The organism is Streptomyces yerevanensis (genome assembly GCF_000716805.1).
Classification (GTDB): Bacteria; Actinomycetota; Actinomycetes; order Streptomycetales; family Streptomycetaceae; genus Streptomyces; species Streptomyces flaveus.
On the sequence record NZ_JNWJ01000037.1, the window covers coordinates 30714 to 48660 of the forward strand.

General features: G+C 70.7%; 16 protein-coding genes and 1 tRNA gene. 5 read left to right on the forward strand and 12 right to left on the reverse strand.

The features are described 5' to 3' along the window. Nucleotides 1-20 precede the first annotated feature (20 nt). Genes OP79_RS31840 through OP79_RS31850 form a run of 3 tightly spaced genes read left to right on the forward strand, consistent with a single transcriptional unit; the run spans nt 21 to nt 1522 of the window. A complete protein-coding gene (locus OP79_RS31840; RefSeq protein ID WP_245685520.1) occupies nt 21-473 on the forward strand; it encodes a roadblock/LC7 domain-containing protein in 453 nt (150 codons plus the stop codon). 52 nt (nt 474-525) lie between these two features. Next, complete coding sequence (locus OP79_RS31845; protein WP_033325119.1) at nt 526-957, forward strand: DUF742 domain-containing protein; 432 nt, start codon at nt 526-528, stop codon at nt 955-957. A gap of 34 nt (nt 958-991) precedes the next feature. Beyond that, on the forward strand, nt 992-1522 hold the full coding sequence (locus OP79_RS31850; RefSeq protein WP_245685524.1) for a GTP-binding protein: 531 nt from the start codon (nt 992-994) through the stop codon (nt 1520-1522). Between the two features lie 24 nt (nt 1523-1546). Here OP79_RS31850 and OP79_RS31855 read toward each other — a convergent pair whose 3' ends face one another. The 8 genes from OP79_RS31855 to OP79_RS54285 form a co-directional block, all read right to left on the reverse strand. Continuing rightward, on the reverse strand, nt 1547-2221 hold the full coding sequence (locus OP79_RS31855; RefSeq protein WP_033325121.1) for an ABC transporter permease: 675 nt from the start codon (nt 2219-2221) through the stop codon (nt 1547-1549). Continuing rightward, nucleotides 2218-2961: an ABC transporter permease gene (locus OP79_RS31860; protein WP_078492134.1), complete on the reverse strand. Its 744-nt coding sequence runs from the start codon at nt 2959-2961 to the stop codon at nt 2218-2220. The genes OP79_RS31855 and OP79_RS31860 overlap by 4 nt, the downstream gene beginning before the upstream one ends. Next, the gene (locus OP79_RS31865; RefSeq protein ID WP_051745073.1) at nt 2958-4127 is read right to left on the reverse strand and encodes an ABC transporter ATP-binding protein; all 1170 of its coding nucleotides are present in this window, start codon (nt 4125-4127) and stop codon (nt 2958-2960) included. The genes OP79_RS31860 and OP79_RS31865 overlap by 4 nt, the downstream gene beginning before the upstream one ends. A gap of 121 nt (nt 4128-4248) precedes the next feature. Then, nucleotides 4249-5181 carry a tetratricopeptide repeat protein gene (locus OP79_RS31870; RefSeq protein WP_051745074.1) on the reverse strand — a complete coding sequence of 311 codons (933 nt, stop codon included), beginning with the start codon at nt 5179-5181 and terminating at the stop codon, nt 4249-4251. 176 nt (nt 5182-5357) lie between these two features. Then, entirely contained in the window at nt 5358-7877 is a 2520-nt protein-coding gene (locus OP79_RS31875; protein WP_033325122.1) for an Hsp70 family protein, read from the reverse strand. Next, nucleotides 7870-8487 (reverse strand): hypothetical protein, encoded by a 618-nt coding sequence (locus OP79_RS31880; RefSeq protein WP_245685521.1) that lies wholly within the window; start codon nt 8485-8487, stop codon nt 7870-7872. Before OP79_RS31880 ends, OP79_RS31875 begins: the two co-directional genes overlap by 8 nt. Before the next feature lie 25 nt (nt 8488-8512). After that, on the reverse strand, nt 8513-9808 hold the full coding sequence (locus OP79_RS31885) for a hypothetical protein (protein WP_051745075.1): 1296 nt from the start codon (nt 9806-9808) through the stop codon (nt 8513-8515). Between the two features lie 71 nt (nt 9809-9879). Then, on the reverse strand, nt 9880-10725 hold the full coding sequence (locus tag OP79_RS54285; protein ID WP_033325123.1) for an FHA domain-containing protein: 846 nt from the start codon (nt 10723-10725) through the stop codon (nt 9880-9882). A gap of 198 nt (nt 10726-10923) precedes the next feature. Between OP79_RS54285 and OP79_RS31895 the strand changes: the two genes are divergently transcribed. Further along, nucleotides 10924-11328: a VOC family protein gene (locus tag OP79_RS31895; protein WP_033325124.1), complete on the forward strand. Its 405-nt coding sequence runs from the start codon at nt 10924-10926 to the stop codon at nt 11326-11328. Between the two features lie 124 nt (nt 11329-11452). Here OP79_RS31895 and OP79_RS31900 read toward each other — a convergent pair whose 3' ends face one another. The 4 genes from OP79_RS31900 to OP79_RS31915 all read right to left on the reverse strand — a co-directional run bounded on the left by OP79_RS31900 (nt 11453) and on the right by OP79_RS31915 (nt 17326). Further along, on the reverse strand, nt 11453-12856 hold the full coding sequence (locus tag OP79_RS31900) for a Cys-Gln thioester bond-forming surface protein (RefSeq protein ID WP_211270902.1): 1404 nt from the start codon (nt 12854-12856) through the stop codon (nt 11453-11455). 253 nt (nt 12857-13109) lie between these two features. Further along, complete coding sequence (locus tag OP79_RS31905) at nt 13110-13580, reverse strand: single-stranded DNA-binding protein (RefSeq protein ID WP_033325125.1); 471 nt, start codon at nt 13578-13580, stop codon at nt 13110-13112. A 156-nt stretch (nt 13581-13736) separates the two neighbouring features. Then, complete coding sequence (locus OP79_RS31910; protein ID WP_033325157.1) at nt 13737-15713, reverse strand: YfjP family GTPase; 1977 nt, start codon at nt 15711-15713, stop codon at nt 13737-13739. Between the two features lie 5 nt (nt 15714-15718). Next, nucleotides 15719-17326 carry a dynamin family protein gene (locus OP79_RS31915; RefSeq protein WP_033325126.1) on the reverse strand — a complete coding sequence of 536 codons (1608 nt, stop codon included), beginning with the start codon at nt 17324-17326 and terminating at the stop codon, nt 15719-15721. A gap of 311 nt (nt 17327-17637) precedes the next feature. On the opposite strand from OP79_RS31915, the gene OP79_RS31920 reads away from it, so the two are divergent. After that, nucleotides 17638-17710: transfer RNA gene (locus OP79_RS31920), tRNA-Arg, on the forward strand. Nucleotides 17711-17947: the final 237 nt, after the last annotated feature.

Here is a 17947-nt window from a genome sequence, read left to right on the forward strand (position 1 = left end):
GTGGACCGCAATCCGGGGCCATGGAGCCGCGGACGGACATGAAGGCCGCCGCCGCCGATTTCAACTGGCTGCTCAACCGCTTCGCCACCGAGACCGCCGGGGTCGTCGACGTGATCGGTGTCTCCTCCGACGGTCTGCTGATCGCGGTGTCGCAACTGCGCGGACAGGCGGACTCGGAACGGCTGGCGGCGATCGTCTCCGGCATCACCAGCCTCGCCATGGGGGCGTCGGGCAACTACGGACTTGGTGGCCTGAACAAGGTCATCATCGACCTCGAGGGCGGGCACGTCCTGGTGTCGGCGCTCGGCGCGGGCGCGGTGCTCGGCGTGGTCGCGTCCAAGGAGGCGAAGCTCGGCAACATCGCGTACGAGATGACCCTCTTCGCCAATCGCGCCGGTGCCGCGCTGAGCCCGCAGCTGGTCATGGAGCTGAAGAACACCGTGGGGATCGCGCCGGCCGGCGACGGACGGTGAGGACCGGGGGCGTCGCCTGACCATGACGCCCGCAAGGTGAAGGGGGAACGTGATGACGGCCGGTGAACCACCAGCCGCCGACGACGTCGTGTGGGGGCCGGAGCCTCCCGCGCCGCTCGTGAGGCCGTTCCTGCTGACGGCGGGGCGGATCGCCGGCGGCGACAGTCTCGTACCACCGATTCCGATCGAGACACAGGTGATCGCGACCGACGTGGGGCTGGCCACGCTGGACGCCTTCGCCTTCGACCAGCACCGCGACATCATCATGATCTGCCGCCAGCCGCAGTCGCTGGCGGAGATCGCGGCGAAGCTGCGGATGCACCTCAATGTGATCCGGGTGCTCGCCGACGATCTGCGCTCGGACGGTCAACTGGCCTTGTACGTACCGCAGAACGGTTCCGCCCGCGACACCTCTGTACTGCGAAGGGTTATCGATGGTCTTCGAGACATCCCCGACTCCCGGGGCCGGGTCCGTGAACGATGAGGCCCAGGGGACCCAGCCACCGCTGCCGGTGAAGATGGTGATCGCGGGCGGCTTCGGCGTGGGCAAGACCACCACGGTGGGCGCCATCTCCGAGATCGAGCCGCTGACCACCGAGGCGTCCATCACCTCGGTCGCGGCCGGCGTCGACGACCTCTCGCACACCCCGGAGAAGATGACGACCACCGTCGCCATGGACTTCGGCTGCGTCACGCTCGACCCGACGCTGAAGCTCTATCTGTTCGGGACCCCCGGCCAGGAGCGCTTCGGGTTCATGTGGGACGACCTGGTGGACGGCGCGCTGGGCGGGCTCGTCATCGTCGACACCCGCCGCCTCGACGACTGCTACGCGGCCGTCGACTACTTCGAGCACCGGCAGATCCCCTTCGCGGTCGCCGTCAACGCCTTCGACGGCAAGGTCGAGCACGACCTGAACGACGTACGGTGGGCCCTCGACGTCGCCGACCACGTCCCGCTCACCGTGTTCGACGCCCGTGAACGCGGCTCGGTCCGGGACGCGTTGCTCGTGGTCCTGGAACACGCCCTGGCCACCGCCGAGCGGCGGTGACCAGGCGGGAGTTCACAGCAGGTGTCAGGCCGTTCCGTGCCTGCGCACCCCTGGAGACACCGCAGTCCGGCCCACGGCCCAGAACACCACGAGGACGAACAGGGCGAGGACGGCGGTGAGGGTGGCGCCGCCGACCACCTTCTCGTAGTCCCGCTGGTAGAGGCCGTCCACGATGTACCGGCCGACGCCGCCCAGAGAGACGTACGCCGCGATCGTCGCCGTGGAGACGATCTGGATCGCCGCCGAACGCAGCCCGCTGAGGATCAGCGGCAGCGCGGCCGGCACCTCGACCTGGAACAGGATCCCCGCCTGTGACATGCCCATTCCGCGGGCGGCGTCGACGGGCGAGGGGTCCACGGTGCGCACCGCTTCGTAGGTGGTGATGAGGATCGGCGGGATCGCCAGCACCACCAGCGGGATCATCACGGGCAGCACGCTCAGCCCGAGCCAGACGAACATCAGCACCAGCAGCCCGAACGTCGGCAGGGCGCGGGCCGCCGCCGCCACGAACGCCATCGCGTTGCCGCCGCGGCCGGTGTGCCCGGTGACCAGCCCGATCGGCAGGCCGATGGCCGCCGCGATCGCGAGCGCCGCGGCGGAGTACTGGAGGTGCTCCCACACGCGCTGCGGGATTCCGTCGTAGCCGCTCCAGTGGGCGCTGTCGCTGAAGAAGGACTCGATGAAGTTCAGTACGTTCACGAGACGCGCTCCGGTGCGCGGGCGGCGCCCGCCGTTGTGGACGTGTCCGGCGCCGTGGGTCCCGCGGCGGTACGCAGGGCCGTGCGCCTGGCCTTGCTGTCGGAGGGCGGCATCCAGGGGGTGAGCAGCCGGCGCGCGAGGACGAGCAGGGCGTCGACGAGCACGGCGAGTACGGCGGTGGTGACCACCGAATTCAGGGCCAGGACGGGGCGCTGGTAGAGCAGCGCGGTGGTCAGCAGATTGCCCAGCGCGCCCTGGTTGCCGATCAGCGCGCCGACGCTGACCAGGCTGATGCTGGAGGCCGCGGCCACCCGCAGTCCGGCGATGATCGCGGGTACGGCGATGGGCAGTTGGACCTGGAGATAGCGGCGTACGAGGCCGATGCCCATGGCCTGGGCGGCGGCGTTCGTCTCCTCGGGAACCGACCGGATGCCGTCGACGACCGACGGGACGAGGACGACCAGGCTGTACAGGCACAGCGGGATCATCACCGTGAGCTTGCTCAGCCCGGTGTAGTCGATGAGCACCACGAAGAAGGCCAGCGACGGGATCGCGTAGATCACCGTGGTGGTCCACAACACCGGTGGGTAGAGCCAGCGGACGCGGACGCACAGCAGGCCGATCGGCAGCGACAGCAGGAAGCCGACGAGCACCGGGATCAGGGCCTCTTGCAGGTGCGTGGAGATCAGGCCGAGATAGCTGCTCTGGAGGTCGCTCGGGATGTCGAAGAAGCCGTTCATCGCGTGGCCTTCACCGGGGGCGGATCCTGCGGGGAGTCCGTGCCCTGAGGCGATGTGGCGGCGTGCCGCTGCCTGGCGGCGCGGATCGCCGCGGCGATCGTCTCCTGACCGGCGATCCCCAGCGCCCGTCCCGACCCGTCCACGGCGACCGCGTGACCGGTGGGCGAAAGGACCGCCCGGTCCAGGGCGACCCGCAGGGAGTCCCGGCCGACCTCGAAGCTCTGCCCGTACGGCGTCAGAGTCCCGGCGTCGCCGTTCCAGGCCGTGGGGTCGGTCCAGCCGAGGGGCTTGCCGTCGATGCCGGTGACGAGAACCGGCTGGGCATCGGCGGGTCGAGCGCTCGTCGCCTGGGCGATCCGCTGCCGGTCGGCGTCGATCGGGAAGACCCGGGAACGGTCGAGTTCGAGGTCGCGCGTGGACAGGAACGACAGTCCGCGGATGCCCCGGTCACCGCCCAGGAACTCCTCCACGAACTCGTCGGCGGGCGACGACAACAGCTCGTCGGGCGCCGCGAACTGGGCGAGCCGGCCGCCGGTGCGCAGCACGGCGATACGGTCGCCGATCGTGATGGCCTCGTCCATGTCGTGCGTGACGAACACGATCGCCTTGCCGAGCTCGCCCTGAATGCGCAGCAACTCCTCCTGCAGTCCCCGGCGGACGACCGGGTCGACCGCGGAGAACGGCTCGTCCATCAGCAGGATCGGCGGGTCAGCGGCGAGCGCGCGGGCCACACCGACCCGCTGCTGCTGGCCGCCGGAGAGCTGGTACGGGTAGCGGCGGGCCATGTCCTTGTCGAGGCCGACCCGTTCCATCAGCTCGGCCGCCCGGGCGCGGGCGCGCTGCTTGGACCAGCCGAGCAGCCGCGGCACCGTGGCGATGTTGTCGATGATGGTGCGGTGCTGGAAGAGGCCGGCGTTCTGGATGACGTAACCCATGGAACGGCGCAGGGCGTTGACCGGCTGACGCTGTACGTCCTGGCCGTCGACCCGGATCGTGCCGCTGCTGGGCTCGATCATGCGGTTGATCATGCGCAGCGTGGTGGTCTTGCCGCACCCCGAGGGCCCGACGAGCACGGTGATGGAGTGGTTCGGAATCTGGAGGGACAGGCGATCGACGGCCACCGTGCCGTCGGCATATCGCTTGCTGACATCTTCGATGGCTATCAAGCGTCGAAACCCTTCGGGAACGGCATGGCCCGTACGTGGCGCGATCACGTGCACGAGGGTGCGAAGTCTAGCCAGTCGGTGGCTGTCCGCGATCGGGCCGGGGCCTGTTGGTGCCACTCTGCTACCCGGGTGTGATCACCACGGTTACCGTGCGGTTTCGTGCGGCTGTGTCGTACGGGGCGTCCTGCTGGTCCGCGCTGGTGGTGGTGAACGCGGTGAGGGGTTTGCCGCTGGTGGCGCTGAGTTCGCGGGCGGCCACGAGGGCGCGCCACAGGGAGAGGACGGAGCCGCCGCTGCGGGGGGCGCCGGGGACGGTGGCGGCGTGGCCGTGGATCTCGATGCGCGCCTCACGCCCGGCCAGGCGGTCGCCGAGGACGGCCAGTTGGTCGGCGCCGGTGGGGGTGAGCCGGTCGCTCTCGGCGAACAGGCCCTCGGTGAAGGCGACTTCCACGGAGTTCCCGCGTACGACGGGGCGCAGGCCCGGGGCCCGCAGCTCTCGGGCCAGGGCGTCGGCGGCGTCGGCTTTGCGAGCCTGCTCGCGTGCTCGCTGCCGTGCCAGCTCCGCCTCGCGATCGGCTGCGATGCGCTGGGCGATCCGTTCCGCCTGTTCCAACTGTTCCGCTTGCTCCGCCTGTTGGGCCGGCGCGGCGCTGTGCCCTGCCGGTTGACGGTCGGCGGTGGCGTCGGTGAGCGCGAACGTTCCCGCCGTGATGGCGGCCACCACGCACACCGCGGCGGCCAGTGCCGTACGGGTACGGTGCCGGGCGAGCGCCGCCCGCGGGCCACCGCGGCCGAGCCGCTCGATCCGCGCGAGCCCGGCCGCTGCCTCCGGATCCCCCGGGTGCCGCTCCTGCACGCGTCGCCAGTGCGCCGCCGCCTCGGGCAGCTCGCCACGCTGGGCGTGCACGCGGGCCAGCAGATCGAGTACGTCCCGGTGGCCGCCGACGGCGGGATCGTCGGCGGAGCGCAACAGCCGCAGAGCTTCGTCCAGTTCACCGGAGCGTGCCGCCGCCCGGGCACACGAGACGAGGAGCCCGACCCGGAGGGGGCTCACGGCAGGGGCCGTATCGCCGGAGTCCGTGCTTCCGGGGTCCGTACGTCCGGACGCTGCACCTCCGGACGCGGAGCCTTCGGAGGCGGCGTCTCCGGATGCCGTACGGCCTGACCGCGCACCGTCGGCTGCCGGGATTCGGGATGTGGTGGTCACCGTCAACTCCTCGTCCTCATCCGCTACTTGACCCCGCCGGTCTTCCGGTCGACCGCGTCCGCGCCGCCCGGCGGCAGCAGCTGGCGCAGCCGATTGTTGACCTGGGCGAGGGCCTCGCGATCTCCCGCGGCGACGGCCCTGCGACCCTCGAAGATCGCGGCGTCCGCCTGGCCCGGCGGGTACATCTCGTCGCGCGCCTCGACCAGCGAGGTGAACACCAGGAACTCCCACGAGTCGCTGCGGCGCAGCAGCTCGACATGGAAGGCCGCGGCCTTCTTGATGAGCCGCTTCAGGTCCACCGGCGTGGCCTCGTCCCCGAGCGAACTGGCGCGGTCACGCAGCTTCTGCAGCTCCCGCCGGTCGGACGGTCCGCCGCCGACCTGCTCGATGTTGGTCTCGCAGGTGCTCAGCAGATCCCACAACTCGCGCTGCAGCTCGGGGATCTGGATCGACTCCTCGATGTCGTCGAGCTGGGCCTCCAGATCGCGGATGCGGCGGTCGCTGGTGACGGCCGCGCCCGTGTCGACGGCGGCGGCGTCCACCTCCTTGCGCAACTGGGGAAGGGTGTTCTGCTCGGTGAGGTCCTCCAGTTCCGTCCGGGCCTGATCCGCGTACGCCTCATCGGCCTGTTCGCGCAGATCGAGCGCCCGCTGCTCCAGCTCGCGCAGGCGGTCGACCAGCTCGGGGTGCTGGGGCGGCAGCAGCTCGGAGCGGTTGATCGTCGCCTCGAACTCCTGCTGTACGAGGGGGATGTAGGCGGTGACGAGGACCTCCTGGTTCGAGGCCTGGATCTCGAAGGTCACCTCGACCTCGCTCTCCGCGGGCAGGTCGATACGGACGTCCCGGGGGCGGATCTCCAGCAGCCCGACCCGGGTGTTGCGGTCGGCGCGCCTGCGTTCCCCCTCCAGCAGCGGGATACGGATGACGGCGTCGGGTTCGGAACGGCGCAGCGGGATGGTCGTCCGGTAGGTCTTCGTCACCATCGCCGGCAGCGCCGTGCCCTTGCGGAGCAACGGGTCGAACGTACCGTCGGCCGCTCCGATGCCGTTCGCCCTCCCGATGCCGAGGGTGCCGGTCAGCACCGCGTCGCCCGGCACGACCTCCGCGTGGCCGATGGACAGGGTGTCCCCGCTCAGCTTCTGCCGGGTGCCGGAGTCGTCCGTGAGCTCCACGGTGAAGCGGGACCTGGTGCCGGCGTCGATGGCCACCTCGGTGTAGAAGGAGCCGTCCGGGCTGAGTCCGGTGCGCGGCCCCCGGAAGGGCGGCTGTCCTTCCGGGTTGCTCAAGGTGACGGCGTACCGCGTCCAGTCCACCGTGCTGCCGCTGCCGAGCCGACCGGAGACGGGGATTCCGGTGGTGTCGACGGACTGCGCGGGGTAGTTGAGGTCCACCGTGAACTCGCCCGGCGCCGCCTGCCGTTGCTTCTTCGGCAGCCGGACCGAACGGGCGAAGACCGCGGCGCCGCGCGCCACCACCGTGGTGGCGTCCTGGCTGTGGTCGAGCTGGATGCCGGGCCCGTCCACCGGGTCGGCCAGCAGATCGCGCAGCCCGGGGCTGAGAGTGGCCCCGCCGACCAGCAGCAGCCGGTCGATGTGGTCGGGGCGCAGCGAACTCTGGGCCAGGGCGTCGCGGCAGAGCCGTACGGCGCGGGTGTAGAACGGCAGCGCCAGGTCGTCGAGGGCTCCCCGGGTCAGGGTGAACTCGAACGGCTCGGTGCCGCCGCTGCCGTCCTCCAGGTCGGCGTAGATCTCGACCGAGGGCTTGCGGGACAGCTCGATCTTGGCGTTCTCCGCCGCCAGCTTGAGCCTGGCGAAGTTCTTGAGCCAGCGCTGCTGGTTGCTCCGGGTGAAGTCGGTGAGACCGAGGTCGCGTCGCACCGCCGGGGCCAGCAGGTCGTCGACCACGGCCCAGTCGATGAGCTTCCCGCCGAGATACGGATCGCCCGCGTGCTGGATCAGCTGGAGCTCGCCGTCGCGCTTGCTCATCACGGCCGCGTCGAAGGTGCCGCCGCCGAAGTCGAACACCATCCAGCGGGCGGAGTCCGAGGCGTCCTGCACGCCGTACGCGATCGCCGCGGCGGTCGGCTCCTGCACCAGCGGACAGTGCTCGCCGAGCCCGGCCAGGGCCGCGGCGGCGGACGTGGCGTTGTTCTGGTTCATCGCGAAGGAGGCGGGGACGGTGATCACCGCCGCCTCCGGCTGGTACCCGTACTCGTGCGCCGCGTCCTGGCGCAGCGACTTGAGCACCTCGGCGGAGAGCTGCTCGGGGGTGAGCGAGACTCCGGCGCGGCCGAACCGGCGGTGGGCGCCGGCGGCCCCCATCTCCAGCTTGAACTCGGCGTAGGCGTTCTCCGGGTCGTCCTCCGTGCGCTCCCGGGCCCGCCTGCCCACGTGGATCACGCCCTCCTTGGGCATCCACACGGCGGACGGTGTGCAGTCCCAGCCGTCGTTGTTCTTGATGACCCGTACGCCGTCGTCCTCCGCCACCGCGATGGCGCTGTTCGTGGTGCCGAGGTCGATGCCGAAGTCGATGGTTTCACGCACTGCCGTGGCCTCCTTGGTCGTTGGCGTCGGGGTCGCCCGCGTGGTGGTCGCCCGCGTGGTCCGTCACGGGCAGGGCGTCTTCGGGTGCGGGCCTGCCGACGATGACCTGGCCCATCTGGATCCGTTCGCCGCGGAAGTAGACGGAGGGCCGTACGGTCTCCAGCACCACCTCGCGGGTCAGCCCCGGCTGCTCCTCGAACACCAGGACCTCCAGGGACAGACCGGAGTCGAAGGGCGCGCCGTCGTGCTCCTGGATCTCAAGACCGTCGTCGGCGAGCGCCTGACGGCTTGCATGGACCTGCCGGCGCACCTGCCGCAGCTCGGCCGCCGAGAGTGGTCCCGCCCCCTGGTCGAGCTTGCGCAGGGCGCGCCAGATACCGAGGGCGGCACCGAGCAGGGCGTCGCTTCCGGCACCGTCCGGGATGCCCGGGGTTCCCGCCGCCTGCTCCGCGAGGGTCTCGGCGGCTTCGACCTCCGCGAGTACGGACGCCGCCCAGTCGGCCTGGGCGGGATCGAGGAAGGGCGGGGGTACGCGGAACTCGGGCGGGTGCTTCAACTGGCCGAGTGCGGTGCGTAGTTCACGTACGCGGCGGCTGGCGTGAGAGCTCATCCCATTCTCCTTGTGCCTATGTGGGTCACGCCCCGAACAGATAACCGAACGCGACCAAGAGACCGAGCGCGGCGACGACCGCTCCCGCCGGTCCCCAGATGAACCCCGCCATGACCACCAGGAATGCGTAGATGCCGAGACCGAGCTTCTTCCGCGGGGACGACTTGGCGACCGCCGGCTGCCCGGAGCGCGGGGACGACTTGGCGACCGCCCGCCGCCCGGAGCGCGTGAACTGCTCGTAGATCACGTCCCAGTTCGCCTTGATCCCCGCCACGTCGCGTTCCGGGGCGATCTCGTACGCCTTCTCCGCGAGCTCGACCACCGTCTTGCGCTGTTCGGCACTCGGTGGTTTCAAGCGGTGGTACTCCAGGAGCGCGACCGCCAGATTGTTCAGCGCGACGGCGACGGCGTGCGCGATCTCCTCGTAACGCCACTCCGGGATGAACGCCCGGAAGGGCTCGAGCCCCTCGAATTCGGGGAGGACCTTCTCCCGCATGATGTCGACGGCGTCCCCGTACATCTGGGCGTTCATCTTGTCCCTCGCGGACAGCCGGCCCTCGTGGATCTTCTCGATCGCCGCCTCCACCCTCTCCTCGAACACCTCGGGGAGCAGCTCTGAGAAGGGAGCGTGCTCCGCCCAGCCCGCACACACCCGGGCCAGCCGGGGCCTGACGCCGGGGCGGTCGGCGAGTTCCGTGAAGGGGGACGCGATCAGCCGGGGCAGCCCGTCCAGGAAGTCGTACGCCGAGTGCTCGGTGAGCCTCGGGTCGTCAAGTGCCCTGATCCGGTGGGCGATGTGCCGCCGGAACTCCGGGCGCTCCAGCAGCTCCGACCAGTGGACTGCCGCCCCACTCCACAGCCGGTCCCGCTCGTCCGTGGTGGCCTCGACGCGTCCGGCCTCCGCCTCCAGCACCAGAGCGTGGAACCGCACTGCCGCGTCGTGGCCCTGATGCACCGCCGCGGGGCAGCCGCAGCCGAAGTCCGTGTCGCCCCAGCGCCACAGAAGCTCGTCCACCAGCCGCCGCCGCGGGTCCTGGAACTCCTCGAAGGCGATACGGACCTCGTCCTTGCGGTGCCCTCCCACCAGGGGCGAGTCCGTGTCGCCCGGCCAGGTCTCCTCGACCGCGAGGCGGGCGTCCAGACGCTGCCGGTGACTGCGTACCGCACGGCCCTGTGCGTCGGCCGGCAGTCCGGTGACGGCGAAGATGTTCCTGCGGTACAGCCGCACTCCGGCCAGGTCCGCGAAGCGGGACAGATCGCTGGTGCCGCGTACGGCGACGTCCGGCTGCCGCGCCCCGCCGCTTGCCATGTCCTCATGCATGCGTCCCCTCCGCGTCGGGCCGTTCATGTGCCGTGTGGTGTGGCGGGTCATTGGCCGTGCCGTGGGCCGTGTCATGTGCCGCTCCGCTGCTCGGGACCCTCGGGCGGGGCCTGCGGGTACACGTACAGCCGGTAGCCGATGGTCGGGACGGTCTCCAGGATCCGGGGGTGCGCCGGGTCGGGCTCGATGCGGCGGCGGACGGCGCGGACCACGCCCGCGAGGTCCGTCCTGTCGTAGCCGCGGCCCGGCGGCCACTCCTCCCGGGGCTTCCAGAGCGCGGTGATCAGCTCGTCGTGGTCGCAGGCCACCGCCTCGGCGGTCACTGCCTCGGCGTCCGATGCTTCAGTGACCGGCAGACCGCTGCCGCGCGACACCATGTGCCGCAGAAGTTGGTGTCCCTTGGGCCGCAGTCCCTCGACGAGGGTCTCCTTGCCGCCCTCGACCCGGTACACCCGGCTGCCCACCGCGTCGTAACGGATACCGGGGCGAGCCTCCTCCTGCCCCCGTGTCTCCTGGCCCGGCGTCTCCTGCCATACGGGCGCGGGACGGGTCGCGTGCGCGTCGATGTACGTCAGCCGCCAGTAGAGGAGTTCCTCGTCGTCCATCATGTCGCCGAGGACCAGCAGGGTGTCACCGTGCTTCAGCAACTCCCGGCCGCGTACCGGCCGAACCTCGCTGCCCGGCACGTCCCGTTGCAGCAAGGTGCCGTTCCTGGCGTGGTCGGTGACCCACCACTGGCCGAGATCCAGGTCCAGGATGCAGTGCAGCCGACTGATCCAGCCCTGTGGATCGGGGGCGAGCACGATGTCCGGCTCGTGGTTCGGCGCGACGCGGCCGACCGTGTACTGGTCACCCTCCAGTACGTATACGCCCTCCTTCCCCGCAGGAGAGGTCACCTTCAGCTTCGCCGGTCGCACGCCACGCTCACCTCCGCCCTCTCCTGCGGCTTTCGCGCCTGCCTTCCCGAGTCTGCGGACTGCGCAAGCGGCTGGCCATGGAAGGGAGTTGGAATCCGGATGGACACAGGACAGTTGTACCGCCGGGGCCCCGGGACCCCTCCCGGAGCGGCAGGCTGGGGCGACCCTGATCCCGTACGAGATCTCCAAGGAGCCGATATGCCCGACGAACCCGCCGTACACGAACTCCGCCTGGTGGTCACGGCAGCCGACTACGACGCGGCGCTGCACTTCTACCGCGACGTCCTCGGCCTGACCGAGCGCGGCGCGTTCTCCTCCCCCGGCGGACGGGTCACCATTCTCGACGCCGGCCGGGCCACGCTGGAGCTGACGGACCCGAACCACGCCGCCTTCATCGACGAAGTCGAGGTCGGGCAGCGCGTCGCCGGCCACATCCGGGTCGCCTTCCAGGTCGACGACTCCGCCACCACCACCGCACAGTTGGCCGCCGCCGGCGCCCAGGTACTCGCCGAACCGACCCGCACCCCCTGGAACTCCCTGAACTCCCGGCTCGAGGCCCCGGCCGCCCTCCAGCTGACCCTCTTCACCGAGCTCGACGATTAGGCGGTGGGGCGGTTGGGTGCGGGCGGCTGGGGTCGGGTGGTCTCAGACTCACGTCACCGAGCTCACTCCGACCCGCTGTCCGACCTCACGGCGGTCCGCGCCGACGGGTCGACCCCGCCTCCGCTCAGTCCCGCGTCGGCTTCTTCTTGTGGACGAGGAGCAGCGCGGTGGCGCCGATCACGAGCAGGGCGATCCCGATTTCGGCTATCACCGGGGTGGCGCTGGAGCTGCCGGTCTCGGCGAGGTCGGTGCCTCCGGTGGAGGTGCCGCCGACCGTGGCCGGGCTCGGTTCGCTCAGCGTCTGTGTGGTCTCACCGCCCGCGCTGCTCTGCGTCTGGCAGTCGAGGACGCCCTTGAATCGCTTCTCGTAGCCGTTCGGCCCTCTGATCGTGAAGTCGTACGCCTGGTCCTCCTGGAGCGGGATCGTCACCGTCTGCGACGTGCCCGCCTCGATGGTGTGCTCGGCCCCCATCAGCTCGAAGGTGAACGGCTCGTCCCCCGCGTTGGCCGCCGTGATGTCCACGGCTCCCTTCGCGCAGTTCTTCTCGGCCGACAGCGCGGGGATTGCGCCCTCCTCGGCCCAGTTCGCGGTCGCCGTCGCGGAGACCGTCGACTCGCTGGAGCCCGCGAGGATCTGCGTCTGGCTTCTGTTCTCGGAGGCGAAGGCCCGGCCGACCGGCACCGTGGTCGAGGCCTGCACCGTCAGTGCGGCCGAGCCGTCCGCGGCATCCTCGGGCACGTCGAAGAACAGCCGGCTGCCGTCGGCCGCGGAGGTGATGGCCCGGCCGTCCTTGTCGACGACCTTCACCCCGCTCGTCGCGTCGGCGGGCGGCGTCACCCGCACGCTGTCCGCGTTGGTGTGGACCGTGACGGGGCCGAGCAACTCACCGGCGCGCCCGGAGACCGCCGACGGCCCCAGGGTCAGTGAGGCCTCGGGCTCCGCGACGTTCCGCGCGCTCTTGTGCAGGTAGTCGGCGAGCTTTTCCGCCTTCGGGTTCACCGCGTCCACGTCGACACCGTCCGAGTACCGCCAGATCGCCACCTGCGTCCCGGCCGCCGCGTCCTCCTCGGTGAGACCACTCGCGCCGGCCCGCTCGGCCAGTGCCGAGAGGTCGTTCACCTGCGGGTAGGAGTTCTGCAGGATCCAACGGATCCTGCCCGCGTCCGGGTTGCCGCTCAGCGACGTACCGCTCCAGGGCGTCTCCTGGTACTTGGCGGCCATCTGCGTCGGGTGGTCGATGTCGACGCAGTAGGTCTGCAGGGTGCCGCCGTTGTCGACGGACATCTCGAACAGCCCCGCGGGCACCTGCCGGTCCTCGCCGTTGTCGTGGACGACGGCGAGCCCGGACGTCTTCATGCCACCGATGGTGGCGGTCGCGCCGCCCTGGCTCTGCGGGATCTCGTCGGCGGCAGCCGAACCCGCGGTGGCCATCGCGCTCACCACGACAAGCCCGGACACCAGCGTCGCCGCCGCGAGGCGGGCAGCACCTCGCCCGCGTACGGACAACGCAGAGAACGAAGAAAGCACAGAATTCCCCTTCGAGCAGGACCCGTTGACGTGGGGGGTGCGGTCCCACCAGCAGAATCAGTAGCCCCGAGAGCTATGCCCGGCATCCTAGATACGAGGCGCACCACGCTCCTCAGGCATCCCATCGGATAACCGATCCGACTCGGAATTGTTATCGCCAAGATCACATCCGAGCCGGACTTGTCGATAAATCTACGAGGACCGTTCGGGATACATCAGCCGATAAGCCGCACTTCGACCGGTCTACCTGACGTCACGTCACCAATGCTGGTTCGCCCTGCTGTTGGGCAGCCACGGTCGGCCGGCTTCCCAGCTCCGTTTCCCAGCTGGGCTCCGGCCGGGACGGCGCGGACGACGCCAACTCCCCCTTGTTCGCCCGCCGGAACGCCGAGCTGCCGCGCGACAGATCGTGGCCGACCGAGGTCGCCTCGATGTCGGCGTACGTCCATGTCTTGCCGTCGCGTTGATCGGTGCGGACCTTCAACCTGCCCTGGACGAGCACCGGATCGCCCAGCGTCACGGACGCCTGCACATTGGTCGCGAGCGCCCGCTTGGCCCATACCGTGAAGAAATTGGTGTGCCCGTCCATCCACGCGTTCTTCTCGCGGTCCCAGTACCGCTGTGTCACCGCCAGCCGGAACCTCGCCGACGCCCCCGCCGCCGTCTCCCGGTACACCGGCTGCGTAGCGACGTTCCCCACCGCACACACCGTCATCTCGTTCATGGCCGAAGCCCTCCCATGTCCACACGCGTACGGGCCCGTCCCGTACGGCTGCGTCTGCCGCGACGATCGCGCTGTGATCGCCGCCGTCCCAGACTGCCTCCGCCGGCCCGAGCCCGCTGAGCGCTGTGGGCTACCGCCCGGTTGTGGACAACCCCGTCACCCGATCGGGGTTCCGACCCCCGTGACCCGCACGTACTGCTCCCGTACCTCCCGATATCGCAGCAACTCCGCCGCCACCGGATCCAGCACCCGCGCCCGACCGCACGCCGCGGCCGCCTCCCGCAATCGCCGTTCCGCCTCCTGCCCGTACCGTCGTGCCGGCCCGCGTACCGCCAGCTTGCAGGCCCACTCGATGCCAGGACCGCCGACGATGCCGATCACCATCAGCAGCACCGGCACCCCGAGATTCGGTGACATGAAGCCGATGATCTGCCCCAGCAGCCAGAGTCCGCCGATGACTTGGAGGATGGTCATGGACGCCTGCGCCAGCACCGCCACCGGCCACCAGCCGGGCCGCGGCGGTCGCCCGGCCGGAGTCCCGGCCCCTGCCGCCAGCTCGTCCAGCGCCTCGGGCAGCTCCTGCGATCCTCGTACGGCCGCCTCGCGCACCGCCTGCGCCCAGGGCCCTGGCAGTCCGGCGGACGCCTGCTCGGCCACCGTACGCACCGCCTGCTCCACGCGCTGGCGCGCGGTGGCCTCCTCCTCGGCGTGCGGCCGCACGGCCTGGCGCCCGGTCGGCGGTTCACGCAGGTCCTGGTACCAGCGCCACAGCCGCAACCAGGGCGTACCGCAGGCGCGGTTGGCGTGGCGGCACCAGGCGCGCTCGGCGGCCTCTCCGGCGGCCGTGGCGCCCACCGCGTCCGCGAGCCGGTCGGCGAACTCGTCGTGCGCCTCCTCACTGAGCCCGGCCCACTGTCTGTTCGCGTAGACGGGCCACAGCCGCGCCGCCGCCGAGTCCAGGTCGGCGGAGATCCGGCGGGCCGCGGCGCCCCGTTCTGCCACGAAGTGGCCGAGCGCCTCGCGCAGTTCGCCGATGCCCTTCCCGGTGAGAGCGGACACCGCGAGCACGTTCGCGCCCGGTTCGCCGTATTCGCCGAGCGCGATCCCGTCCTCGTCGAGCAGTCGCCTGAGGTCGTCGAGGACCAGGTCGGCGGCTTCTCCGGGCAGTCGGTCGATCTGATTGAGCACGACGAAGGTGACCTCCGCGTGTCCCGCCATGGGCCGCAGATAGCGCTCGTGCAGCACGGCGTCGGCGTACTTCTCCGGATCGACGACCCAGACGACCGCGTCGACGAGCCTCAGGATGCGGTCCACTTGCTCGCGGTGCTGGACGACCGCGGAGTCGTGGTCGGGCAGATCGACGAGGACGAGCCCGCGCAGCTGCGCCTCGGCCTCCGGGCTCTGCAACGGGCGCCGCCGCAGCCGTCCGGGGATGCCGAGCCGGTCGATGAGCGTCGCGGCGCCGTCGCTCCAGCTGCACGCGATGGGCGCGGCGGTGGTCGGCCTGCGTACTCCGGTCTCCGAAATGGCCACTCCGGCGAGCGCGTTGAAGAGCTGCGACTTGCCGCTGCCGGTGGCTCCGGCGATGGCGACGACGGTGTGCTGTCCGGAGAGCCTGCGTCGCGCCGCCGCCGCGTCGAGGACCCGCCCCGCCTCGGCGAGCGTCTTGCTGTCGAGCCGGGTCCGGGACAGGCCCACCAGTTCGCGCAGTGCGTCGAGACGCGACCGTAGCGTCCCGTCGTACACCAGAGGAGCCACGGGTGGCGACCAGGGCTCCCCGACCGGCTCCCGTACGACCTGTCCCTGTCCCTCGTCCGTCGCGGACACGCGCCGTGCGATCAGCCCGTCGTCCCAGAAACCTCCGGAGTCCGTCTCCGTGCCTGTGCCTGCGCCTGTGTCCGTGGAATCCGCGGACTCCATGGAATTCATCGACTCCATGGGCTCAAAGGGCTCCGTGGAAGCGGACTCCCCGGCATCCTCCACGCGCGCGTGCCCGTCGAAATCACCTGTCACCCGAGCGTCCTCCTGTACGGAATCGTCCTCCACGCGCGCGTGCTCACCGTCACCGTCCCCGGGCCCCTCGTCGTCTCTGGTGTGGTCGGAGTGATCCCTGTGATCCGTGGCGGCGGTCATCGCGGTCACCTCTCCTTCTGCAGTACCGACAGCGCGGCGATGAGTTCGGCCTGGGGCTCCGGGCGTACGTCGAGGGCGTCGAGCGGGGCGAGCCGCCGCTCTCGTTCGGCGCGCAGCGTCTTGTCGACGTACTCCGTGAGCAGTCGCCCGCCCCGGTCGCGCAGCCGCAGAGCGCTGTGCGCGCTGATCCGTTCGGCCAGTCGCTCGCCCGCGGACCGCGCCCGTCGGCCGCCCAGGAGCGAGGTGGCGACCAGCGCGGCCACCACCTCGGCGTCGGGCGCGATGCTCTTGTCGAGGCGGCGTACCTCCTCCTCGGCGTACTCCTCGATGACCCGCCGCCAGCGCCGTACGGCGAGCCCGATCCGGTGCTCGGCGCTTTCCGCGCCCGGATCACGGTTCGTCAGGCCGGGGGCGCCCGCGGCAGGTTCGCGGCGCCAGGCCTCGTCGACGCGCTCGTCGGCGGCGGCGACGGCGCACACCAGCAGCGCGGCCAGGCTCTCGACGAGCGCGTCGAGCAGTTCACCTGCGGTGCAGTCCAGTGGATAGCTGCGCCACCGCTTCAACGCGTCCCCGGCGAGCACCGCTCCGGCCTGCAGACGAGCCCGCACGCGCGCGTGCTCGCGGTCGTACGCCCTGTCGACGGCAGCGGTGAGATGCAGCGCGGCGGCGTGCTGCGCGGCCGAGGCATTGGCCAGTTCGGGCATCCGCGTATTCAGCGAGTCGAGCACCCCGCACGCCGTACGCGCCATCACCTGATACCGGGTCTCTGGATCCTGCACCTGATGCGTGAGCCAGGTCCGCAGCGGTGCCACGGCGGTGGCCGGAAGTAGCCCCCCACCCCAGGCGGATTCGGGCAACTCAGGCACGGTGAAGCGGGGTACGTCGCCGAGCCCCGCCTTGGTGAGCAGGGCGCCGTACTGCCGCGACACCTCGGCGACCACCTGGTGCGGCACGCGGTCGAGGACGGTGACGAGGCTGGCATCATGCTCCTTGGCGGTACGCAGCAGATGCCAGGGCACGGCGTCGGCGTACCGCGCGGCCGTGGTGACCATGATCCATACATCGGCGGCGCAGATCAGCTCGGCGGCGAGGACGCGGTTGTCGGCCACCAGGGAGTCGACGTCGGGTGCGTCGAGGAGTGCGAGCCCGTGCGGGAGGGTGTCGGCGGTTTCGATACGCAGTACGCGCGCGCGGTGCCCGCTCGGCTGCGGCAGGTCACCTCTGGGTTCCGGTTGTGGTCTCCATACGCGCGTGAGGTCGGGCAGTACGCGCATTCCGCTGAACCAGTGGTGGTCCTCCGGGTGGCACACCAGCACTGGAGTGCGCGTCGTGGGCCGCAGCACTCCCGCCTCGCTGACGCGGCGCCCCACAAGGGAGTTGACGAGTGTCGACTTTCCGGCTCCGGTGGAGCCCCCCACGACGGCGAGCAACGGCGCTTCGGGGTCCCGCAACCTGGGCACCAGATAGTCGTCGAGCTGTGCGAGCAGTTCGTCGCGGTTGGCACGCGCGCGTGGGGCCCCCTCCAGGGGCAGCGGGAAACGTGCGGCGGCGACACGATCGCGCAGGGCGGAGAGTGCGTCGAGCAACTGAGGCCGTACGTCCAAGGTCACCACATGCGAAGAATGCCCAATTTTGGAGTCTTTCTGAAGCATATGGCTATATCTGCGCGCCGATCGGACACACGGGGCGGAAGGGACGACTGGGGCGCAGGCATAACGAGTACACAACACCAGAGGCGCGAGACGCCAAAAGCGATGCATGAATCGCACCTGCCTGCGATTATCAGGACCGCTTCACCGAACCTCCACATTGAGCCACGGAGGCGAAGCACCGGGGACCAGGGCAAGGGAGCCCTATCCTTGTCCCCGGCAAGGTCACGGATCCGCCCACACCCGGGTATCAGTGCCACCGGCCACCACACCTGGCCCCCGTAGCTCAGTGGATAGAGCAGGCGCCTTCTAAGCGCTTGGCCGCAGGTTCGAGTCCTGCCGGGGGCGCCCAACCTGCGGCTGCCGTGTGAGGGAAGTCCAGGTTGAGGCCGGTGACGGTGAGGGTGCGAACCGAGCGGGTCTCGCGCCGCCCGTGCCCGGCCTCACTCTCGTAGCACCGCGCGGTCACTTCCTTCCAAGGCAAGGAGCGCAGCGCATCGTGCAGCGTCGGCTGGTTCCCCTTGACCACCAGCACGTAGTGCGCCTTCTTCTCCTCCCGGCATACGGCGATGCTCACCGCGCGTG

Bases quoted from the DNA above. Each gene is read 5' to 3' on its own strand.
- OP79_RS31840 (WP_245685520.1), top strand. From the start codon at position 21: ATGGAGCCGCGGACGGACATGAAGGCCGCCGCCGCCGATTTCAACTGG.
- OP79_RS31845 (WP_033325119.1), top strand. From the start codon at position 526: ATGACGGCCGGTGAACCACCAGCCGCCGACGACGTCGTGTGGGGGCCG.
- OP79_RS31850 (WP_245685524.1), top strand. From the start codon at position 992: ATGGTGATCGCGGGCGGCTTCGGCGTGGGCAAGACCACCACGGTGGGC.
- OP79_RS31860 (WP_078492134.1), bottom strand. From the start codon at position 2,961: ATGAACGGCTTCTTCGACATCCCGAGCGACCTCCAGAGCAGCTATCTC.
- OP79_RS31880 (WP_245685521.1), bottom strand. From the start codon at position 8,487: ATGAGCTCTCACGCCAGCCGCCGCGTACGTGAACTACGCACCGCACTC.
- OP79_RS31885 (WP_051745075.1), bottom strand. From the start codon at position 9,808: ATGCATGAGGACATGGCAAGCGGCGGGGCGCGGCAGCCGGACGTCGCC.
- OP79_RS31895 (WP_033325124.1), top strand. From the start codon at position 10,924: ATGCCCGACGAACCCGCCGTACACGAACTCCGCCTGGTGGTCACGGCA.
- OP79_RS31905 (WP_033325125.1), bottom strand. From the start codon at position 13,580: ATGAACGAGATGACGGTGTGTGCGGTGGGGAACGTCGCTACGCAGCCG.
- OP79_RS31910 (WP_033325157.1), bottom strand. From the start codon at position 15,713: ATGACCGCCGCCACGGATCACAGGGATCACTCCGACCACACCAGAGAC.